The organism is Curtobacterium poinsettiae (assembly GCF_025677645.1).
GTDB classification, from domain to species: Bacteria; Actinomycetota; Actinomycetes; order Actinomycetales; family Microbacteriaceae; genus Curtobacterium; species Curtobacterium poinsettiae_A.
The window spans coordinates 1,169,175-1,188,201 of sequence record NZ_CP106879.1; the positions used below are offsets into that span (position 1 = coordinate 1,169,175).

18 protein-coding genes are annotated in these 19,027 nt (G+C 72.6%); 11 read left to right on the forward strand and 7 right to left on the reverse strand.

Annotation, left to right across the window (positions count from 1 at the left end):
* Positions 1-131 precede the first annotated feature (131 nt).
* The gene (locus OE229_RS05800) at positions 132-1,016 is read left to right on the forward strand and encodes a VOC family protein (protein WP_259580412.1); all 885 of its coding nucleotides are present in this window, start codon (positions 132-134) and stop codon (positions 1,014-1,016) included.
* Positions 1,017-1,127: 111 nt separating this feature from the next.
* Here the strand turns inward: OE229_RS05800 and OE229_RS05805 are convergent, their stop codons facing one another.
* Positions 1,128-1,913, reverse strand: coding sequence for an SDR family oxidoreductase (locus OE229_RS05805; RefSeq protein ID WP_262136904.1), 786 nt, complete (start codon positions 1,911-1,913; stop codon positions 1,128-1,130).
* Between the two features lie 127 nt (positions 1,914-2,040).
* Between OE229_RS05805 and OE229_RS05810 the strand changes: the two genes are divergently transcribed.
* The 4 genes from OE229_RS05810 to OE229_RS05825 are packed head-to-tail and all read left to right on the forward strand — an operon-like array spanning position 2,041 to position 4,971.
* Positions 2,041-2,616 carry a hypothetical protein gene (locus tag OE229_RS05810; protein ID WP_262136905.1) on the forward strand — a complete coding sequence of 192 codons (576 nt, stop codon included), beginning with the start codon at positions 2,041-2,043 and terminating at the stop codon, positions 2,614-2,616.
* Complete coding sequence (gene lepB, locus OE229_RS05815) at positions 2,613-3,260, forward strand: signal peptidase I (RefSeq protein ID WP_262136906.1); 648 nt, start codon at positions 2,613-2,615, stop codon at positions 3,258-3,260. The genes OE229_RS05810 and lepB overlap by 4 nt, the downstream gene beginning before the upstream one ends.
* Complete coding sequence (locus OE229_RS05820; RefSeq protein ID WP_262136908.1) at positions 3,236-4,075, forward strand: helix-turn-helix transcriptional regulator; 840 nt, start codon at positions 3,236-3,238, stop codon at positions 4,073-4,075. The genes lepB and OE229_RS05820 overlap by 25 nt, the downstream gene beginning before the upstream one ends.
* Before the next feature lie 38 nt (positions 4,076-4,113).
* Positions 4,114-4,971, forward strand: a complete 858-nt coding sequence (locus OE229_RS05825) for a helix-turn-helix domain-containing protein (RefSeq protein WP_163343274.1) — start codon at positions 4,114-4,116, stop codon at positions 4,969-4,971.
* A 32-nt stretch (positions 4,972-5,003) separates the two neighbouring features.
* Here the strand turns inward: OE229_RS05825 and OE229_RS05830 are convergent, their stop codons facing one another.
* Positions 5,004-5,543: an MmyB family transcriptional regulator gene (locus OE229_RS05830; RefSeq protein WP_262136910.1), complete on the reverse strand. Its 540-nt coding sequence runs from the start codon at positions 5,541-5,543 to the stop codon at positions 5,004-5,006.
* Positions 5,544-5,824: 281 nt separating this feature from the next.
* Here OE229_RS05830 and OE229_RS05835 point away from each other — a divergent pair, with 281 nt between their 5' ends.
* Entirely contained in the window at positions 5,825-6,556 is a 732-nt protein-coding gene (locus OE229_RS05835) for an alpha/beta fold hydrolase (RefSeq protein WP_071248357.1), read from the forward strand.
* 81 nt (positions 6,557-6,637) lie between these two features.
* Complete coding sequence (locus OE229_RS05840) at positions 6,638-8,257, forward strand: MFS transporter (RefSeq protein ID WP_262136912.1); 1,620 nt, start codon at positions 6,638-6,640, stop codon at positions 8,255-8,257.
* 39 nt (positions 8,258-8,296) lie between these two features.
* Here OE229_RS05840 and OE229_RS05845 read toward each other — a convergent pair whose 3' ends face one another.
* A complete protein-coding gene (locus tag OE229_RS05845; RefSeq protein ID WP_262136914.1) occupies positions 8,297-8,614 on the reverse strand; it encodes a hypothetical protein in 318 nt (105 codons plus the stop codon).
* An 88-nt stretch (positions 8,615-8,702) separates the two neighbouring features.
* Here OE229_RS05845 and OE229_RS05850 point away from each other — a divergent pair, with 88 nt between their 5' ends.
* Complete coding sequence (locus OE229_RS05850; RefSeq protein WP_262136915.1) at positions 8,703-9,926, forward strand: PP2C family protein-serine/threonine phosphatase; 1,224 nt, start codon at positions 8,703-8,705, stop codon at positions 9,924-9,926.
* A gap of 210 nt (positions 9,927-10,136) precedes the next feature.
* On the opposite strand, the gene OE229_RS05855 is transcribed toward OE229_RS05850, so the two are convergent.
* Together OE229_RS05855 and purD are read right to left on the reverse strand one after the other, a co-directional pair.
* On the reverse strand, positions 10,137-11,006 hold the full coding sequence (locus OE229_RS05855) for a phosphoribosylaminoimidazolesuccinocarboxamide synthase (RefSeq protein WP_182064692.1): 870 nt from the start codon (positions 11,004-11,006) through the stop codon (positions 10,137-10,139).
* A complete protein-coding gene (gene purD / locus OE229_RS05860) occupies positions 11,003-12,271 on the reverse strand; it encodes a phosphoribosylamine--glycine ligase (protein ID WP_182064693.1) in 1,269 nt (422 codons plus the stop codon). Before purD ends, OE229_RS05855 begins: the two co-directional genes overlap by 4 nt.
* A 57-nt stretch (positions 12,272-12,328) precedes the next feature.
* On the opposite strand from purD, the gene OE229_RS05865 reads away from it, so the two are divergent.
* Complete coding sequence (locus OE229_RS05865; protein ID WP_209133113.1) at positions 12,329-12,700, forward strand: sterol carrier family protein; 372 nt, start codon at positions 12,329-12,331, stop codon at positions 12,698-12,700.
* A 272-nt stretch (positions 12,701-12,972) separates the two neighbouring features.
* Here the strand turns inward: OE229_RS05865 and OE229_RS05870 are convergent, their stop codons facing one another.
* Complete coding sequence (locus OE229_RS05870) at positions 12,973-15,561, reverse strand: helix-turn-helix transcriptional regulator (RefSeq protein WP_262136920.1); 2,589 nt, start codon at positions 15,559-15,561, stop codon at positions 12,973-12,975.
* A 108-nt stretch (positions 15,562-15,669) separates the two neighbouring features.
* On the opposite strand from OE229_RS05870, the gene OE229_RS05875 reads away from it, so the two are divergent.
* Positions 15,670-16,071, forward strand: coding sequence for a hypothetical protein (locus OE229_RS05875; protein WP_262136922.1), 402 nt, complete (start codon positions 15,670-15,672; stop codon positions 16,069-16,071).
* Between the two features lie 84 nt (positions 16,072-16,155).
* On the opposite strand, the gene purF is transcribed toward OE229_RS05875, so the two are convergent.
* Entirely contained in the window at positions 16,156-17,613 is a 1,458-nt protein-coding gene (gene purF, locus OE229_RS05880; RefSeq protein ID WP_042539088.1) for an amidophosphoribosyltransferase, read from the reverse strand.
* 74 nt (positions 17,614-17,687) lie between these two features.
* On the opposite strand from purF, the gene purM reads away from it, so the two are divergent.
* Positions 17,688-18,803: a phosphoribosylformylglycinamidine cyclo-ligase gene (gene purM, locus OE229_RS05885; RefSeq protein ID WP_182064695.1), complete on the forward strand. Its 1,116-nt coding sequence runs from the start codon at positions 17,688-17,690 to the stop codon at positions 18,801-18,803.
* Positions 18,804-19,027: the final 224 nt, after the last annotated feature.

A 19,027-nucleotide genomic window follows, 5' to 3' on the forward strand; every position in this document is an offset into this window, starting at 1 on the left:
CGTCGCCTGCGCGCCCCCGTTCGCCGAAGCGACAGATCGCCGCGAACCGTTCGCAGCGATCTGTCGCTTTGGCACAGGCGATCGACGCCCATTTGGTTGACGCGTCAACTAAATGGGCGCACACTGGTGCCATGCACACGCAGGACCTCCTCGCCGCCGACACCGGGATGGGTGCCGTCACCCTCCGCGTCGCGAACCTCGACCGGATGATCGGCTACTACCGCGACGGCGTCCAGCTCTCGCTGCTCTCGAACGACGGCAGCGTCGCCGTCCTCGGGCGACCGGGCGCCGGTGGCCTGGCGGTGCCGATCGTGATCCTCGAGCACGCGCCGTCCATGCAGCACGCCAGCCCGCACGACGCCGGCCTGTTCCACACCGCGATCCTGTTCGACACGAGGGCCGACCTGGCCGCCGCGCTGTACTCGGTCGCAACGAAGTTCCCGCAGACCTTCACCGGCAGCGCCGACCACCTGGTGAGCAACGCGTTCTACTTCACCGATCCCGAGGGCAACGGCGTCGAGCTGTACTGGGACCGTGACCGCACCGAGTGGTCGTGGACGCACGGCATGGTCGACATGGACACGAAGTACGTCGACCCGAACGCGTTCCTGCAGGAGCACCTGACGCAAGACGCCCTGGACACCGCCGCGGAACGCCCGGGCAAGGTCGGCCACGTGCACCTGTCCGTCGGCGACGTCGACGCCGCACGCTCCTTCTACGTGGACACCCTCGGCTTCGAGACCACCGCCGGCTTCGGCGACGCCCTGTTCGTCAGCGCCGGCGGGTACCACCACCACATGGCGATGAACACCTGGAACTCACGTGGGGCCGGGCGCCGCCAGCTCGCGCTCGGGCTGGGACTCGTGCGGATCGAGGTGCCCGGGTCGGACGACCTCGGTGCCCTCGTCGCGCGCATGCACGACACCGGGGTGCAGACCGCCGACGACGGCCGGACGGTCGCGTTCGAGGACCCTTGGGCGAACCGCATCGAGGTGACCGCGCCCGGTCGCGGCTGACGAGCGGGTCGCGAGGGGCCGAGTCTCGGGTTGAGCGACACTCCTCGCGCCCGCAGCCCCGAGAAGTGTCGCTGACCCCGAGACTCGGCGCCGGCTGCCCGGCCGCCCGCGTCAGGCGCTGTTCGAGATCCCGCCGTCCGACTTCAGCAGCTGGCCGTTCACCCACGCACCCTGCTCCGAGCAGAGGAACCCGACGAGCGCGGCGGTGTCCGACGGGCGTCCGAGCCGACCGAGCGGGGTGCCCTCGACGGCCCACCCCTTGACCTCGTCGGACATCCAGCCGGTGTCGTTCGGGCCCGGGTTCACCACGTTGGCGCTGACGCCGAGGCTGCCGAGCTCCTTCGCGGCGCCGAACACGATCCGGTCGAGCGCGCCCTTCGACGCCCCGTACGGCAGGTTGTACGCGATGTGGTCGCTCGTCAGCGCGACGATCCGACGTCGGTCCCTCGGTGCGGCGTCCCCGGCACGCTCGAGCCCGGCCGCGTAGGCCTGCACGAGCAGGAACGGTGCGCGGGCGTTCACGGCGAAGTGGCGGTCCCACGACTCGACCGTGGTGGTGCGCAGGTCGGAGTCGACGGACTCGCAGTGCGACATGACGAGGGCGGTGACGGGGGCGCCGGCTTCCGTCTCGGCGCGGCCGACGAGCGCGGCCGCCTGCTCCGGGTCCTCCAGGTCGACCGGAAGGCGCGTCACCCGTGCTCCCGCAGCCTCGCACTCCTGCACCACCGACTCGACCCCGTCCGGGTCCGCCCCGCCGCTCACGCGGTCGTCGTAGGGCCCCCACCACGAGATGGCGAGGTCCCAGCCGTCGGTCGCCAGCCGGGCGGCGAGCGCTGCACCGATGCCGGCTCTGCGGCCCACCCCGGTCACCAGGGCGAGTGGTCGTGCGGACGTCATGCGTGCCTCCTGTCCGGCGCTCCGTCGCACCGATCGGCACCCAGTCTGCCGGAACCGGCCGGCCGCGTGAGCATCGCAGCCGGTGTCCTGTCGGCGGACGGCCGACCGCGGGGGCCAAGATGGACGGATGCCACGCACACGACGGCCCTCCCGACCGGGGCGCGGACCCCGCGGCGGTCGCCCCGACCCCCGCGACCTGCCGCTCGAGCACGTCCGCGACCGGATGTCGTCGTACATCTACGGCAACATCACGGTGCTCGCCGTCGCGATCGCGGTGAACCCGGAGCAGATCCACCACGGCGCCGCGGTGGCGACCGTCCTGGCGACCGCGGTGCTCACGTACCTGGCCCACGTGCTCGCGCACCTGGTCGCGCACGGGCTCGGCGACGACGGCGAGGAGTCCGCCGAGGACCGCGCTGCGCGCCGCGACTCGGTCGCGACGATCGTCCGGAACGCCAACCCGATCGCGACCTCGGGGCTGATCCCGGCGGTCCTCTACGCGGCTGCATGGGTCGGGTGGCTGCCGGCGGAGTGGGCGCAGATCGCGGCGACGGCGATCCTGGTCGTGCGCATCGGGCTGGTGGGCGTGTTCATGCAGCGGTTCAGCGGCAAGCAGCCGACGTTCCTCGGGCTGTGGGGCGGGATCGTGCTGGCCGCGGTGGCGTTCGTGATCGGTCTCGTCAAGGTGGTGCTGACCCATTGAGCGACACGCACCCCCACGCCGAACCGCACGCCGAACCCGCCGCCGAGAGCGAGCCGGAGCGCGGGGGCCTCCGGTTCCTGCGCGACCTCGTCATCATCGTCGTCGTGGCGCTGCTGGCGTCCTTCCTGGTCAAGGCGTACCTGGTCCGTTCGTTCTACATCCCCTCGGCCTCGATGCAGAACACGCTGCTCGTCGGAGACCGGGTGCTCGTCAACGAGCTCGTGCCCGGGGTGGTGCCGCTGCAGCGTGGTGACGTCGTGGTGTTCCAGGACCCCGGCGGCTGGCTCGGCATGGGCCAGGGCGACGACCTGATCAAACGGGTCATCGGCCTGCCGGGTGACACGGTGTCGTGCTGCGACGCCGAGGGCCGCCTGTCGGTGAACGGGCACGCGGTCGACGAGCCCTACGTCGTGCTCGAACGCGGGTCGGACCGTGTCGCCGGGAAGGACTTCGGGATCACCGTGCCGAAGGGGCGCATCTGGGTGATGGGCGACAACCGGTACGACTCCGCCGACTCGCGTGTGCACGGCACCGTGCCGGTCGACGACGTCGTGGGGCGCGCCTTCGTGACCACGTGGCCCGTCTCGCGGTGGTCGGTGCTGTCCCGGTACGGCGACGAGTGGGACCGGGTCCCGACGCCGTGACCGCGGACGACGAGGGCTTCGGCTACGAGACCGGCGGGGACGACGATCTGTCGATCCACCGCATCGCGACACCGGGCAAGCGGTCGGGGACGATCGGTCCGCGCCCCGACCACGTCGTGTTCTGGCTCGCCGACGGCCGGGCCAGCCTGACCGCCGACGACGGCGAGCACTGGGAGGTCGGCGCCGAGCGGCCGATGATGCTCTCGGCGTCCGTCGCGTACGGGTTCGAGACCGACGCGACCGCCACGACGCTGCTGCACCTGTCACCGTCGCTGCTCGGCGACACGGAAGAGTCCTCGGTGTTCGGGCAGCCGGACGCGGCGGATCCCGCACTCGAGCCGCTGCGGGCACTGCTGCGCGAGGCCTCCGGGCGCATCCTCGACCCCGGCCTGCCCGCCGACGACCGTGCGGCCCTGAACCGGCGGATCGCGACCGTCGTCCTGTCGACCTTCGCCCGGTCGCGATCGGACGTCGCGGACCGGATGCGGCGGGCGATCGGCTTCGTGCACGACCACGCCGACCGGACGCTGACGGTGGCGGACGTAGCAGCGGCCTGCGACCTGAGCGAGCGCGGCCTGCAGGACCTGTTCCGCCGTCGTCTCGGCGTCACCCCCATGCAGTACCTGCGCGAGGTCCGGCTCGACCGGGTGCACCTGGAGCTGGGGCGGCCGGGTTCCCGCGCGCTGCTCGTCAGCCAGGTCGCGCGGCGGTGGCGGTTCACCCACCTGGGGCGGTTCGCGGCGCACTACCGGGAACGGTTCGGGGAGCAGCCGCACCAGACCATCGCGCGGAGCGGCACACCCAGAGAACGGTAGTTCTCGCGTTCTTTGCGGATTCCGGCTATCCTGCTCGCGTGGATGCGCGACGGTCCGAACTGGGGCAGTACCTCCGCGCCCGTCGGGCACTCGTCCAGCCCGAGGACGTCGGCCTCACCCGTGAGCCCGGACGACGAGTGGACGGCCTGCGCCGCGAAGAGGTCGCACGGCTCGCGGGCATCAGCCCCGAGTACTACCTGCGGCTCGAACGGGGCCGCGACCACCAGCCGTCCGACCAGGTGCTCGTGGCGCTCGGCCGCGCACTGCGGCTCGACCACGAGGCCGTCGACTACCTGCGCCGCCTCGCACACGCCGAACGCCGCCGCCCCGAGGGGGTCGTGCCGCCGGGGCTCGACGACTCGGTCCGGTCGCTGCTGGCGCAGTGGTCGCACACCCCGGCGTTCGTGATGGACCGCAACCAGGACATCATCCTGTCCAACGCCCTGGCGAGCGCCCTCGGCCCCGGGTACATGGAGCCGGGCGCGAACCTCGTCCTGCAGATGTTCTCCGAGGCGTCCCGGCAGCACGCGGCCGATTGGGACCGCACCGCGCACCGGGTCGTCGCCGCGCTCCGGCTGCACGCCGAACCCGAGGACCCCCGGCTGCAGGAGATCGTCGGCACCCTGACCCTGCAGGACCCGGACTTCGCCCGCATCTGGGCCCGGCACGACGTCGCCGTGCAGCGCACCGGGGTCTCACGGCACTGGATCGACCCGATCGGGTGGGTCGAGTTCCGCTGGCAGAACCTCGCGATCCCGGGCAGCTCGCACGTGCTCGTGACCTTCTGGGCCGACCCCGGCACGCCCGCAGCCGCTGCCGTCGCGTACCTCGCCGCGCAGGTGCAGCAGGGCACCGCGCGCCGGGAGCCGGTCGCAGGCGAGACCGCGGTGGGGTAGCGAGGCGGTCGCAGCGGGCGCTGCGCTCGCGGTCAGGCGGTCGTCGCGTCCTCGTCGAGCAGTCCCCGGAGCGTCGTGAGCCGCGCGGCGGACTCCTCGTCCGCTGCCGTCCACACCACGAGCACGTGCTCGGGGTCCTCCAGCCGACGCAGCTGCTCCCACCGCAGGTCGATCCGGCCCACCAGCGGGTTCTCGAACGTCGACTCCCCGCGTCGATCCGGCCGCACCGCGCCGCCGGCCCACTCGGTCGCGAATGTCGTGCTCCTGGCCATCAGCTCGCCCAGCAGCTCCTGGAACCGGTCGTCGGCGTCGTGCTCGTCCAGCGAGTCCCGGAGCATCGCGGCGGTGCGGTGCGCCTCGGCCTCCCAGCCGTCGACCGAGTCCTCGACCCAGGGGTTCAGGAAGGTGAACCGCGCCAGGTTCGTGCCGACGGTGAGGGACGCGGACAGGGCCCCGGCGAGCCGGTTCGCCGCCACGACGTCCAGGTGCCGGTCGAAGACCACGACCGGTTCGGCGAGCGCGTCCACGAAGTCCTGGGCCGACGTCGTCGTCGTGCCGTCCTCGTGTTCCATGCGATCACGCTAACCGGCTGGGCAGTGGAGCAGGAGGGAGAAGGGGGCCCCGGCGGGGACCCCGTCGCCGTGCCTCCGCCCCGCAGGGGGACCCCGGCACGGTGCGTCCGGCCGTCCGAGGGCACCCCGCGGCGCACCCGGCGCCGCCGACGCGCGCTGTCGTCGGGGGTGACGGGCAACGACAGGGACAGGACGGCGCAGCGCCCGCAGCCCTAGCGTGACGACGCCGGGACCCCCGGTCCCCGCACCACCCCAGACGTTCGTCACGAAGGAGACCCGCAATGGCTGCACCCACCATCGTCCTCGTCCACGGCGCGTTCGCCGACTCCGCCAGCTGGGCGCCCGTCACCCGCGAGCTGCTCGACCGCGGCCACACGGTCCTCGTCCCGCCGGTCTACAACCGCAGCCTCGCCGAGGACGCCGCCTCGATCCGCGCCGTCGCCGAGCACGTCGACGGGCCGGTCGTCCTCGCCGGGCACTCGTACGGCGGCGCCGTGATCACCGTCGCTGGCGAAGCCGAGAACGTCGTCGGACTCGTCTACGTCTCCGGCTACGTGCTCGAGGTCGGCGAGAGCCTCGGACAGCTGCAGGGCGGGTTCCCGGACTCGGACCTCGCCGCGAACCTGGTGTACACGCCGTACCCGGTCGCCGGCGCCGAGGACGGCACCGACGTCTCCGTCGCGATCGACGCGTTCCCGCAGGTCTTCGCCGCCGGGGTCGACCCGCGCGTCGCCGAGGTCCTCGCGGTCTCGCAGCGCCCGCTGTCCGGCGCCGCCTTCGGTGAACCGGCCTCCGCCGCCGCGTGGAAGACCACCCCCGCGTGGGCGATCGTCTCGTCCGACGACCACACCATCAACCCCGAGGTCGAGCGCTTCGGCTACTCCCGTGCCGGCATCACCGACGTGACCGAGCTCGCCGCCCCGCACCTCGTCATGCAGACCCACCCGAAGGACGTCGCCGACGTCATCGAGCGCGCCGTCGCCGCGACCAGCGCGACCGACGCCGCCGCCTGACGCGACCACCCCTGGAGGCGCGGCGTGCGCCCGACGCGCACCGCGCCTCCAGGATGTCCCCGTTCCACCCCAGGAGGCGACGTGACCACGGAACGCACCACCCCCGCACCCCGCGGCGGCGCCCTGGCGCCGCTCGCGATCCCGGTCTTCCGCGCCCTGTGGATCGCGGTGCTCGTGAGCAACATCGGCAGCTGGATGCAGACCGTCGGCGCGCAGTGGCTGCTCGTCGACGAGCACGCCGCACCCGTCGTCGTCGCCCTCGTGCAGACCGCGTCGAGCCTGCCGGTGCTGCTCGTCGGGATCCCCGCCGGGGTCATCGGCGAGTTCGTCGACCGGCGGCGGCTGCTCATCGGCGTGCAGGCGTTCCAGGTGGTCGTCGGCGTCGTGATGACCGTGCTCACCGCGACCGGCGACATGACCCCGGCGCTCCTGCTCACCGTCACGTTCCTGCTCGGTACCGCCTCGGCGCTCCAGCTGCCCGCGTACCAGGCGCTCGTGCCCGAGATCGTGCCGCGTGCCGCGATCACCGACGCCGCGGCGCTCAGCTCCGTCGGCGTCAACGTCGCTCGGGCGATCGGACCGGCGCTCGCCGGGGTGGTGATCGCGCAGCTGGGCGTGCCGTTCGTGTTCGCCGCGAACGCGCTGTCGTTCGCGCTCTTCCTGGTGGTGCTCGTCGCCTGGCGTGGGTACCAGCGCCCCGAGACGCGGGCCGAACCGTTCATCGACGCCACCCGCGCCGGGCTGCGGTACGTCCTGCACGCGGCGGTCGTCCGCCGGCTGCTCGTGCAGCTCGCCGTCTTCATGGTGCCCGCGAACGCGCTGTGGGCACTCCTGCCACTCGTCGCCGACGGCCCGCTCGGCCTGTCCTCCGGTGGGTACGGACTGCTGCTCGCCGCCGTCGGCATCGGATCCGTCGGCGGGGCGTTCCTGATGCCGGCGGTCCGTGCGCGGCTCGGCATCGGCCGTACGGTCGGGATCGCCTCGGTGGTGTTCGGCGTCTGCACCGCGGTCGTCGCGCTCGTCCCCGTGCTGCCGGTCGTGCTCGTCGCGCTGCTGGTCGGCGGGGTGGCCTGGATCGCCGTGGTGACGACGCTGAACGGCACCGTGCAGGCGTTCCTGCCCGCCTGGGTCCGGACCCGCGGGCTCGCCGCCTACCAGCTCGTGCTCTTCGGCTGCACCGCCATCGGTGCGGCGCTCGCCGGAGCCGTCGCCACGCCGCTCGGGGTGACGGGGGTGCTCGCCGGCGCCGGGGTCGTCACCGCGCTCAGCGCCGCGCTGCTGCTCGTGTCCGGGTTCCCGGTGCTCACCGACCGGCAGCGCGCCGTGACGCCGATGCCGTTCGGCGACGAGGTGTTCGTGGCGGACGACCACGGCGCGGCGACGGGGGAGACCCTCGTCCTGCTGCACTGGACGGTGCCGACGGATGCGGTCGACGAGTTCCGGGCGCGTGCCGAGCGGCTCGGGCGGAGCCGTCGGCGGACCGGCGCCCGTGACTGGAACCTGTACCGGGACGCGGCGTCCGGGCCGGACGCCTGGGTGGAGGCGTTCCGGGTGGGGTCGTGGCAGGAGCACGTCGACCAGCACGAGGTCCGGCAGACCGGGGACGACGCGCGGACCCTGCAGTCGGTGCGCGAGGTCGCGGGCGAGCCGCGGGTGGAGCACCTGGTGGCGGAGGGGGCCGGCAGCCCGTCGTCGGGGTGACGGGCGGGGGTCAGCGGCCGGTCGTGGTGGCGGGTGGTGTCAGCAGCCCGTCGTGGTCAGGGTGACCGTCGCGACCGTGCCGTCGGACACCTTGGTCGTCTGCGGACAGAGGTCGCCGGCGCGGACCGTGACCTGGCCGAGGGGGACACCCGCGAAGTCGGCCGTGCCGCCCGGGAACACCCGCTGGTGCTCGGAGAGCTTGCCGCTCGAGGCGAACACCTTGACCTCGTAGGGGTGGTCGGCGGCGTTCGACGACACCGTGACCGACACCTGGCCGGTGGAGTCGTGGGCGCCACAGCCGGCGAGGGCCAGGAGCGCGGCCACGCCGAGGACGGTTGCGGGGACGACTCGGAGCACGACGACCAGGGTACGCCGCCGCGCCCGAGGAACTGCGCCCTCCGGACTGGGGCCAGGCCCTGTCCGTTCAGCGCGTTACCGTGGGAGCATGCAGCCGGAAACCGCGACGTCCGTGCCCGCGCCGACCGGGGTCGATGCCGTCCGGCGAGCGGCCCTGATCGCGGCACTCGACCTGGTCGACGGTGGCGTCGAGGAACGGTTCGAACGGATCACCCGGATCGCGCGTGAGACCCGCGGGGTCTCCGGTTCGTTCCTGAACCTGGCCGGCGAGACCACGCTGACGATCAAGTCGCAGCAGAGCGACGCGGCCTTCGGCCCGGTCATCCCGCTGCAGGACACCTTCTGCGGACGGACCCTGGGCCAGCAGGGGCCCGTGGTGGTCCCCGATGCCCGGGTGGACGCCCGGTACGCGGACCTGCCGATGGTGGTCGGCGACCCGAACGTCCGGTTCTACGCCGGTGTCGGACTCCGTGCCGGCGACGACGACCTGAAGATCGGCACGCTCTGCCTGATCGACCCCGAGCCGCGCACCCTCGACGCCGGCGAGCTCGAGCTGCTGCAGGAACTCGGCATCTGGGCGGAGCGCGAGCTCCTGGCCGGAGCCGACGAGGACCGCCTGCGCACCGTGCTCAGGGGCCTGCAGCCGGCCGAGGTGCAGGTTCCCGGGTACCGGATCACGGGGATGTCGATCCCGCACGGGCTCGTCTCCGGCGACTTCCACGACTGGCACCGTTCCGGCGAGGACTCGATCCACCTGACCGTGTCGGACGTCATGGGCAAGGGGATGTCCGCTGGGCTCCTCGCCGCGAACATCCGCGGAGGCCTGCTCGCCCGCGGCGACCAGGACCCGGGCACCGCAGTCGCCGAGCTCGAGGCGCAGGTCGCCCCGGAGCTCAGCCGCGCCGAGTCCTTCGCGACGATGTTCCACGGTCGGCTGACCCCGTCCACCGGGCGCCTCGACTTCGCCGACGCCGGCCACGGGCTCGTGCTGCAGCTCCGTGACGACGGGGCCGAGCGGATCCTGCGGTCGTCGGACCTGCCGATCGGGCTGCACCCCGCCGGGATGCCCCGCGCCGCCGGGTCGCTCGTGCTCCGGCCCGGTGACGTGCTCATCGTCGTGACCGACGGCGCGCTCGAGCTCTGGGACTCCACGCTCGCGGCGCTGTCGGAGCTCGGGGCCCTGTACCGGGAGTCCCCGGACGTCGAGACGTTCCTGCAGCGGGTGCGCGCACGCGTCGCCGAGCACGACCCGGGCGACGACCTGACCGTCGTCGTGGTGGCGCGGGACGCCGTCGAGGCGCTCGAGGCCTGAGCGGTCGAGCGGTCGAGAACCGTCTGCGGGCGTCGCGCGCCGAGTGGTCGCGACGTGTCGTGCGTCGGCCGCCGAGTGGTCGCGAACCGTCGGTCGGCGGGGCCTCGGGCGACGGTTCGTGACCGGTCGCTGGACCGGAGCGGGGTGTCGTGACCGCTGGACAGGCGCTGCCAGCACCGCCAGCACCGGTAGGCGCCGGTGGGCGCGGCGTCAGGCGCCGAGGCGCTCGATCAGCTCGGCGTACCGCGCAGCCGTGCGCTCGACGATCTCGTCCGGCAGCACCGGTGGCGTGCCCTGACGGTCCCAGTGCGCGCTGAGCCAGTCCCGCACGATCTGCTTGTCGAACGAGTCGGTGCGGTCGGCGGAGCGGGCGTCCCAGTAGCGGCTGGAGTCGCTCGTCAGGACCTCGTCGGCGATGCGGATCCGGCCTGTGGCGTCCTGCCCGAACTCGAACTTCGTGTCCGCGATCACGACGTCCCGTTCGAGGGCGATGGCCGCGGCCTCGGTGTAGACGTGCAGCGAGAGCTCGCGCAGGGTGGCCGCGGTCTCGGCACCGACCAGGTCGACGGTCTGCTCGTACGAGATGTTCTCGTCGTGCTCGCCCTGGGCTGCCTTGTACGCCGGCGTGTAGATCGGTTCCGGCAGGCGGTCACCGTTGGACAGCCCGGCGGGGAGCGGGACGCCGCACACGCTGCCGGTCTCCTGGTACTCGGCCCAGCCACTGCCGACCAAGTACCCGCGCACGACGCACTCGACGGGGAACATCCTCAGCGGCATGACGTGCATCGACCGTGCCTCCACCTCGGCGGGTACCGGGGTACCACCGGAGGACGGGCCGATGATGTGGTTCGGGACGTCGCTCAGCTGGGTGAACCAGAACCGCGACAGGCGGGTCAGCAGTTCGCCCTTGCCCGGGATCGGCGGCTCGAGCGCGAAGTCGTACGCGCTGACCCGGTCCGAGGCGACGAGCAGCAGCTCGGACGCGCTCGCCAGGTCGGCGGTGCCCTCGGGCACGTAGAGCTCGCGCACCTTGCCGGACGAGACGTGCCGCCAGCCGGCGATCGGGGCGGCGGCGGTCACTTCGCGACCTTCGCGGCGATGTCGGTGCGGAACTGTGCGCCGTCGAGCGTGATGTCCCCGAGCCCGGCGTAGGCACGCTCGCGGGCCTGGGCGAAGTCCGACCCGGTCGCCACGACGCTGAGCACCCGGCCACCCGTGGCCACGAGCGTGTCGTCGAGGACGCCGGTGGCGGCGTGCGCGACCGAGACGCCGTCGCGGGCGTTCGCGTCGTCGATGCCGGTGATCGGTCGACCGGTCTGCGGGTTCTCCGGGTAGCCCTCGCTCGCCAGGACGACGGTCACGGCGACCTCGTCGTGGAACACGGGTGCGGGCACCGCGCCGAGCTGCCCGGTGGCGGCGGCCAGCAGGAGTTCGCTGAGCGGCGTGGCCAGGCGGGGGAGCACGACCTGCGTCTCCGGGTCGCCGAAGCGAGCGTTGAACTCGATCACACGGACGCCCTGCTCGGTGACGATGAGGCCGCAGTACAGGAGCCCGACGAACGGCGTGCCCTCGTGCTCGAGGCGGCGGACGGTCGGCAGCGCGACGAGCTCCGTGACCTCGTCGACGAAGGCCTGCTCGGACGGCCAGCGGTCGGCGAGCCACGGCAGCGGCGAGTACGCGCCCATGCCGCCGGTGTTCGGTCCGAGGTCACCGTCGGCCAGGCGCTTGTAGTCCTGCGCGGGGCTGAGCGCGCGGACGTCGTGCCCGTCGCTCAGGAAGAACAACGAGACCTCTTCGCCGTCGAGGAACTCCTCGACCACGACGTGTCCGTGCTGGAGCCAGTAGGTGGCGTGGTCGATCGCGGCCTGGCGGTCGTCGGTCACGAGCACGCCCTTGCCTGCGGCGAGCCCGTCGGCCTTGACCACGTACGGGGCGCCGAGCTCGTCGATCGCGGCGACGGCTTCGTCCGCCGTGCCCGCGTAGACCGGACGCCCGGTGGGCACACCGGCCTCGCCCATGATCCGCTTGGCGAACGCCTTCGAGCCCTCGAGCTGCGCGGCGGCCTTGCCCGGCCCGAACACCGGGATGCCGCGGGTGCGCACCGGGTCGGCCACACCGGCGATGAGCGGGGCCTCGGGGCCGACGACGACGAGCTCGACGTCGTTCTCGATCGCGTACTCGGCGACGAGCGCGCCGTTCGTGGGGTCGAGGGAGACGGTCTCGACGTCGGCGGCGATGCCGGCGTTGCCGGGCGCTGCCGTGATGACGTGACCCGCATGCTCAGCGAGGAGGGCCGTGATGATCGCGTGCTCGCGGGCACCGGAACCGAGGACGAGGATTCGCACCCGATCACCCTACCCAGCCCGACTCGCCGCCCGCGATGCGAGGGCTAGCCTGTGGAGATGCCACCCAGGAGGATCGAGGACGCCGACGGGCGCGCGGCACTTGCCGCCGTGCGTCGTGGGGAGACGGCTCGACCGGCCGTCGCGACCGCGGTGCGGTGGACGTTGCAGTGCCTGGCGGACGAGGTCCCGGGCAACAGCGTCGAGGTGCGGGTGCCGCCGTTCGCCGCTGTCCAGGCCGTGCCGGGACCCCGGCACACCCGTGGCACGCCGCCGAACGTGGTCGAGACCGATGCCACCACGTGGCTGGCACTCGCGTCCGGCGAGCTGACCTGGGCCGAGGCGGTCGCGCAGTCGCGCGTCAGTGCCTCGGGCTCGCGCGCCGACCTGACGGCGTTCCTGCCGGTCCGGCTGCCCACCCCCGGCGCCTGACCCGGCGAACCGCCGGCACCGGGCCGCACGTGGCGGGGCCATCCGCGGAGAAGCCCCGCGCGAATTAGGTAGTCCCTACCGATGCGCCCGCATCGACTCGGTTCCTAAGCTTGAAGTCGCCGGGATTCGGACCCGACCCGAACGGGTCCGAACCCGGCGACAGGCACCAAGGTACGCGATGTTCCACACAACGTGTCAATCGCAGCGGCGCGTCGTGCTGCAATCCGCAACGTTCTTGCGTGCGCGACAGCCGATGCCGAACGCCGAGCACCTCAGAGCAGTTCGCTGAGCTCCGACCGCGCGTGCAGGTCCCACTTCGCGAAGACGCGCGACAGGTGCGCGTCGATCGTCCGCGTCGACAGCCCGAGGGACTCCGCGATCCGCCGGTTGCTCAACCCCTGCGCGGCGAGCTCGGCGACCTCGTACTCGCGCTTGGTCAGCGGTGGTTTCGAGCGCCCGGCGGTCACCGAGATGCCGTGCGCCGCGAGCACGCCCTGCGCCGCGATCACCCGCGTCCGGTCGTCGGCGCGGACGGCGTCGGCGTACTCGATGACCGCGGCTGCGAGCGGGCCGTCGACGCGGGTCGCGGCCTCGCGCATCCGGTCGAGCGAGGACGCCGAGTCGCGCCCCTGCAGCATGCCGACCGCGTGGTGCAGCGCGTACCCGTACATGACGTGCGTCCACGAGCCGTTGGCCGTGCTGCGTTCGATGATGTCGTCGGCGTGCTGCAGCCCGGCCGGGTTGCCGAGCACGGCCTCGGTCCAGGCGATCGACACGGCGACCTGTTCGCCGGTGATCCGCATCGCCCGCTGGGGCGTGGTCCGGGCACGTTCGAGCGCGTTGGAGGCTTCTTCCGGTCGTCCGCCGTACGCGAGCGCCAGGGCCAGCCGCGCCCAGGGGTAGGCCGCGAACCCGCCGTGGTCGGCGATGTCGTAGCGTTCGCACGCCGCCGAGAACGCGGCGACGGCGTCGTCCCAGCGGCGCTGCGCGATCGCCAGGTTGCCCTGACCGATGAGCTCGAGCGTGAAGTCGTACTTCAGGTACGGGCTGGACCGGCCCGCCGGCACCTCGGTGATCAGGTCGTCCAGGTCGCCGCGCCACATCTGCACCTGGTGCAGGACGGAGGAGTTCTCGCCGACGCTCCACGGTGCTGCCTCGACGTGCGCCACCGCGGTGGCCAGGGCACGGCGACCGAGCGCGGACGCGTCGTCCAGGCGGCCGGCGGTCGCCAACGCCATCACGGCGCACGGTGCGACGGCGAGGAACGACATCGGCATCGTCGGGGCGTGCACGATGCCGCTGCGCTCGATCTCGGCTCTGACCTCGGCGAAGTCCCCGCCCCACCCCTGGTGCGCCATCCGCAGCAGCCGCAGCCGTTCGACGGCCTCGTCGGACACCACCAGACGTGTGGCGGCATCGGCCAGGGCGACCGCCGCAGCGACGTCGTCGTCGTGGAACTGACGGATGTTCGCCAGGGTCTCGCACGCCTCGATGACGGCCTCGTCGGTGACGCCGCCGACGTGCCGCTTCGCCACACCCCAGGCCGCTTCGGCGTCGGCGCGGCCGGCCTCACGGCCGTCCGAGTACGAGTACGCGAGCGAGCGGAGGCAGTGCGCCGTGACCTGCTCGGTCGGCGTGAGCGTCGTGCGGAGCGCCGCCGAGGCCAGGGCGATCCCGCTCTCGTGCTCCTGCAGCCGCACGGCGACCTGCGCCGCGTCGAGCAGCTGGTCGACCGACGGCAGGACGCCGCACTCGAGCGACCACAGCGCGGCACGCAGACGTGCCGCAGGCGGTGCGCCCTCGGGACGGTCGGTGCGGAACGCGTTCGCGCGGGCGAAGAGTGCCGTGCGTCGGGCGACCGGCACCAGGGTCCGGATGACCTCGCCGACGAGCGGGTGCGACGGCCGGACGACCGCGGCGCCGTCCTCGAGCGAGTCGATCCGGACCAGGCCGAGCGCGACGACCCGGTCGACGTCCCCGCCGCTGACCAGGCCGAGCAGGCGGGCGAGCGGGATGGGGTCGGCGAGGGCGACGATGTCGACGACGTCGCGCAGGTCCTCCGGCAGCGAACCGAGTTCCGTGCGGTACATGTCGGCGAGGCTGTCCGACGCGGTCACCCGCCCGCGCCAGTACCACCCGGTCGCGGTGTGGTCGAGGGCGCCGGAGACCCGCGCCGCACGGACCACCTCGCGCAGGTACAGCGGGTTGCCGGCGGTGGCGCGGTGGACGCGCTCGGCTGAAGCGTTCTCGAGCGGCGAGCCCAGCGCCTCGGCCACGAGCGCGGCGGTCTCGTGCAGCGCGAGTGGCTGCAGGTCGATGCGCTCGAGCAGGTCGTCCTGCCACAGCGCGCGGAGCGGCTCGGGGAGCGCCGTGAAGTCGCGACAGGTCAGGACGAGCCGGGCACCCTGTCGGCGGACCAGCCAGGCGACGTACCGCGCGGAGATCGCGTCGAGGTGGTCGGCGTCGTCGACGCGGAGCAGCACGTCGCGGTCGACGAGGTCCTCGATCGCCCGGAAGTGCTGCTCGGCACCGGTGTCGTCGGACAGCTCCGAGATGGACGCCGGCAGCTCGCCGAAGCGCTCGGCGACGGCGCCGAAGGGCATCGACCGACTCGCGGCGACCGCCGTGATCGGCACGACGACCGTGCGGCCGGTGCCGTCGCGACCGGCGACGCGGTCGGTGACCCGCGCCGCGGCGGTGCTCTTGCCGATGCCGGGGGCACCGACGAGCGCGACGCTCCACCGGTGCTCGGCGACGACGGCGACGGCGCGGTCCTCTTCCGCGCGCTGCGCGACGGGCCAGGCCACGCGGGCGGGTGCGGCCGGTCGGCGTCGGCGAGCGGGTGCGGTTCGTTCGCGCATCCGACACACCTCCTCCGCTTGGGATACCGACCAGTAGCGACCATCCTCTCCCGGAACGACCGCCGCGCACAGGCCGCGGGACGTCCCACAGTGGGGGACAATGGACAGGTGAGCACCACCGATCAACCCGACGAGCAGCCGCTTCCCACGCCGGCGCCGGCTCCCAGCGCGGTCGCCAGCCCCGACGAGGTCACCATCCGCCGTGCACCGAAGTTCGGCGTGTTCATCGTCGGCGGTGCCGTGCTCGGGTTCCTCGCGACCCTCGTCGTGGTCGCCCTCACCATGAACCTCGGCGGCCAGCGGGACCAGACGAGCTTCGGCAGCCTGGTCGGCTACTTCAGCCTGTGGGGTGTCACGATCGGCGCCTTCGTCGGTGCGGTCGTCGCCGTCGTGTTCGACCGGGTCTACGCCCGGCGGTCGGCCCGCCTGACGGCGGAGCGCGTCGAGGTCGAACTGCCGCCCGAGACGGTCGACGGCGAACTCGACGACCACGGTGACCAGCGGCCGTAGCCGCGAGCGCCTGACGGACAGGAGGCCCGTGGCGGTGTCGCCACGGGCCTCCTGTCCGTCTGCTGGTCGCGCCTCGGGCGCGGCCTAGCTGAGCTGGTTCGCCTCGACCCAGGACAGGTACTCCGGGCTCACGGTGCCCGTGACGTACTCGCCCGTGAAGCAGCTCATCTCGAGGTCGGTCACGTCCGAGCCCTCGATGATGGCGTCCCGCATGTCCCCGACCTCCTGGTAGATCAGGTGGTCGCTGCCGAGCACGCGGTTGATGTCTGGGATCTTCCGGTCGTGCGCGATGAGCTCCGCACGGGTCGGCATGTTGATGCCGTAGACGTGCGGGAACCGGACAGGGGGAGCAGCGCTCGTGAACGTGACCTCGTTCGCGCCGGCCGCCCGGGCCATCTCGACGATCTCGCGGCTCGTGGTGCCACGGACGATCGAGTCGTCGACGATCAGGATGTTCTTGCCCTTGAACTCGGACGACATCGCGTTGAGCTTCTGGCGCACCGAACGCTTGCGCTCCGCCTGCCCCGGCATGATGAAGGTGCGGCCGACGTAGCGGTTCTTGTAGAAGCCCTCGCGGTACTCGATGCCGAGCTTCCGGGCGACCTGCATCGCCGCCGGACGGCTCGAGTCCGGGATCGGCATGACCACGTCGATGTCACCGGTCGGCGCGTACTGCTCGATGGTGTCGGCGAGGCGGTTGCCGAGGCGCAGACGCGCGTCGTAGACCGAGATGCCGTTCATCACGGAGTCGGGACGTGCCAGGTAGACGTACTCGAACGAGCACGGCACCAGGCGCGGGTTCTTCGCGCACTGGCGGGCGTGCATCTGGCCGTTCATCTCGATGAAGACGGCTTCGCCCGGGGCGATGTCGCGGACGATCTCGTACCCGCCGGACTCGAGCACGAGCGACTCGCTCGCGACGACCCACTCCGGCTGCCCGGCCTCGTCGAACTTGTGCCCGAGGATCAGCGGGCGGATGCCGAACGGGTCGCGGAAGGCCAGCAGTCCGTGCCCGGCGATGGTCGCGATCGTGGCGTAGGAGCCCTCGACCCGCTCGTGCACGCGCTCGACGGCGTCGAAGACCTGACCCGGATCGAGGTTCGCGCCGCGGACCTGGCCCTGCAGCTCGTGCGCCAGCACGTTCACCAGGAGCTCGGTGTCGCTCGTCGTGTTCAGGTGCCGACGGTCGATGTCGAACAGTTCACGCGTGAGTTCCCGCGTGTTGGTGAGGTTGCCGTTGTGGACGAGGACGATGCCGTACGGCGCGTTCACGTAGAACGGCTGGGCCTCTTCTTCGTTCGTCGCGGCGCCCTTGGTGGCGTAGCGGACGTGTCCGAGCCCCATGGTGCCGAGGAGGGCACGCATGTCGCGGGTGCGGAACGCCTCGCGCACGTGCCCGCGGGTCTTGTGCATGTGGTGCACGTGGCCCTCGACCGTGGCGATGCCCGTCGAGTCCTGCCCGCGGTGCTGCAGGAGGAGCAGTGCGTCGTAGATGGATTGGTTGGCTGGGCCCTGCGCAACAAGGCCGACGATGCCGCACATTCGCGGGTGTGCTCCAGATCAGTAGAATCGGGGGGTACCGAACAAGTCTGCCATGTCACCGCGAAGGACTCCGCATGCCCAACCCGTACGCCGAAGCCGGAGTGGACACCGCTGCCGGTGACCTGGCCGTCGAGCTCATGAAGTCCGCGGTCGCGGCCACCCACAACTCCTCGGTCCTCGGCGGCGTCGGCGGGTTCGCCGGGCTCTACGACGTCTCGTTCCTGAAGGACTTCGCACACCCGTTGCTCGCGACCTCCACCGACGGCGTCGGCACCAAGGTGGCCATCGCGCAGGCCATCGACAAGCACGACACCATCGGGCAGGACCTGGTCGGCATGGTCGTCGACGACATCGTCGTGGTCGGCGCGAAGCCGCTGTTCATGACCGACTACATCGCGTGCGGTCGCGTGGTGCCCGGCCGGATCGCCGACATCGTCGCCGGCATCGCCCGCGGCTGCTCGGAGACCGGCACCGCCCTGGTCGGCGGCGAGACCGCCGAGCACCCGGGGCTGCTCGGGCCGGACGACTACGACGTGGCCGGTGCGGCGACGGGTGTCGTCGAAGCCGACGCGCAGCTCGGCGCGCACCTGGTGCAGGACGGCGACGTGGTCCTGGCGATCGAGTCGTCGGGCCTGCACTCCAACGGCTACTCGCTCGTGCGGCACATCCTGGCGTCGCGCGGCGTCGGCTTCACGGACCAGCTGCCCGAGCTGAGCGGCGTCGGGTTCGGCGGTGCGGTCTCCGTCGGCGAAGCCCTGCTCGAGCCGACCCGCCTGTACACCGCACCGCTCCTGGCGCTCCTCGAGCAGCACCCGGGCGCGGTGCACTCGCTCTCGCACGTGACCGGTGGTGGCATCGCCGCGAACCTGGCGCGCGTGCTGCCCGTCGGCTCCTGGGTTGAGGTCGACCGTTCCACCTGGCAGCCGCTCCCCGTCTTCCGGGTCCTGGCCGACATGGCCGGCACCCCGATCGAGGACACCGAGGGCACCTGGAACCTGGGCATCGGCATGTTCGCCGTCGTCTCGGCCGGTGCCGCTGCCGAGGTCATCGCCTCACTCGGTGCCGCCGGCCTGCCCACGTGGCCCGTCGGCACGATCGCCACGTCCGCGCGGGACCTGACCGGGTTCGAGCAGGGCGCGAAGGGTGTCGACGGCGGCGCGGTCCGGCTCGTCGGGAGCTACGCGGGCTGACCCGCTCGGCGGCTGCGGGGCGGGGCTGCGGTCGCACCGTCCTGTGCCGCGCCGTGGTGCGTGCGGTGAGTGGTCACGAATCGTCGCCTGGCGGGCCTGCAACCGACGGTTCCTGACCACTCGGCGTCGTGCGCGCGGGGAGTCGTGACCACTCGCCGCCGGAACCCGAGCGCTCCGACAGGTGTCCGGGCACGCGGAAACGCCGCGCTGCCCGAGGGCTGCGC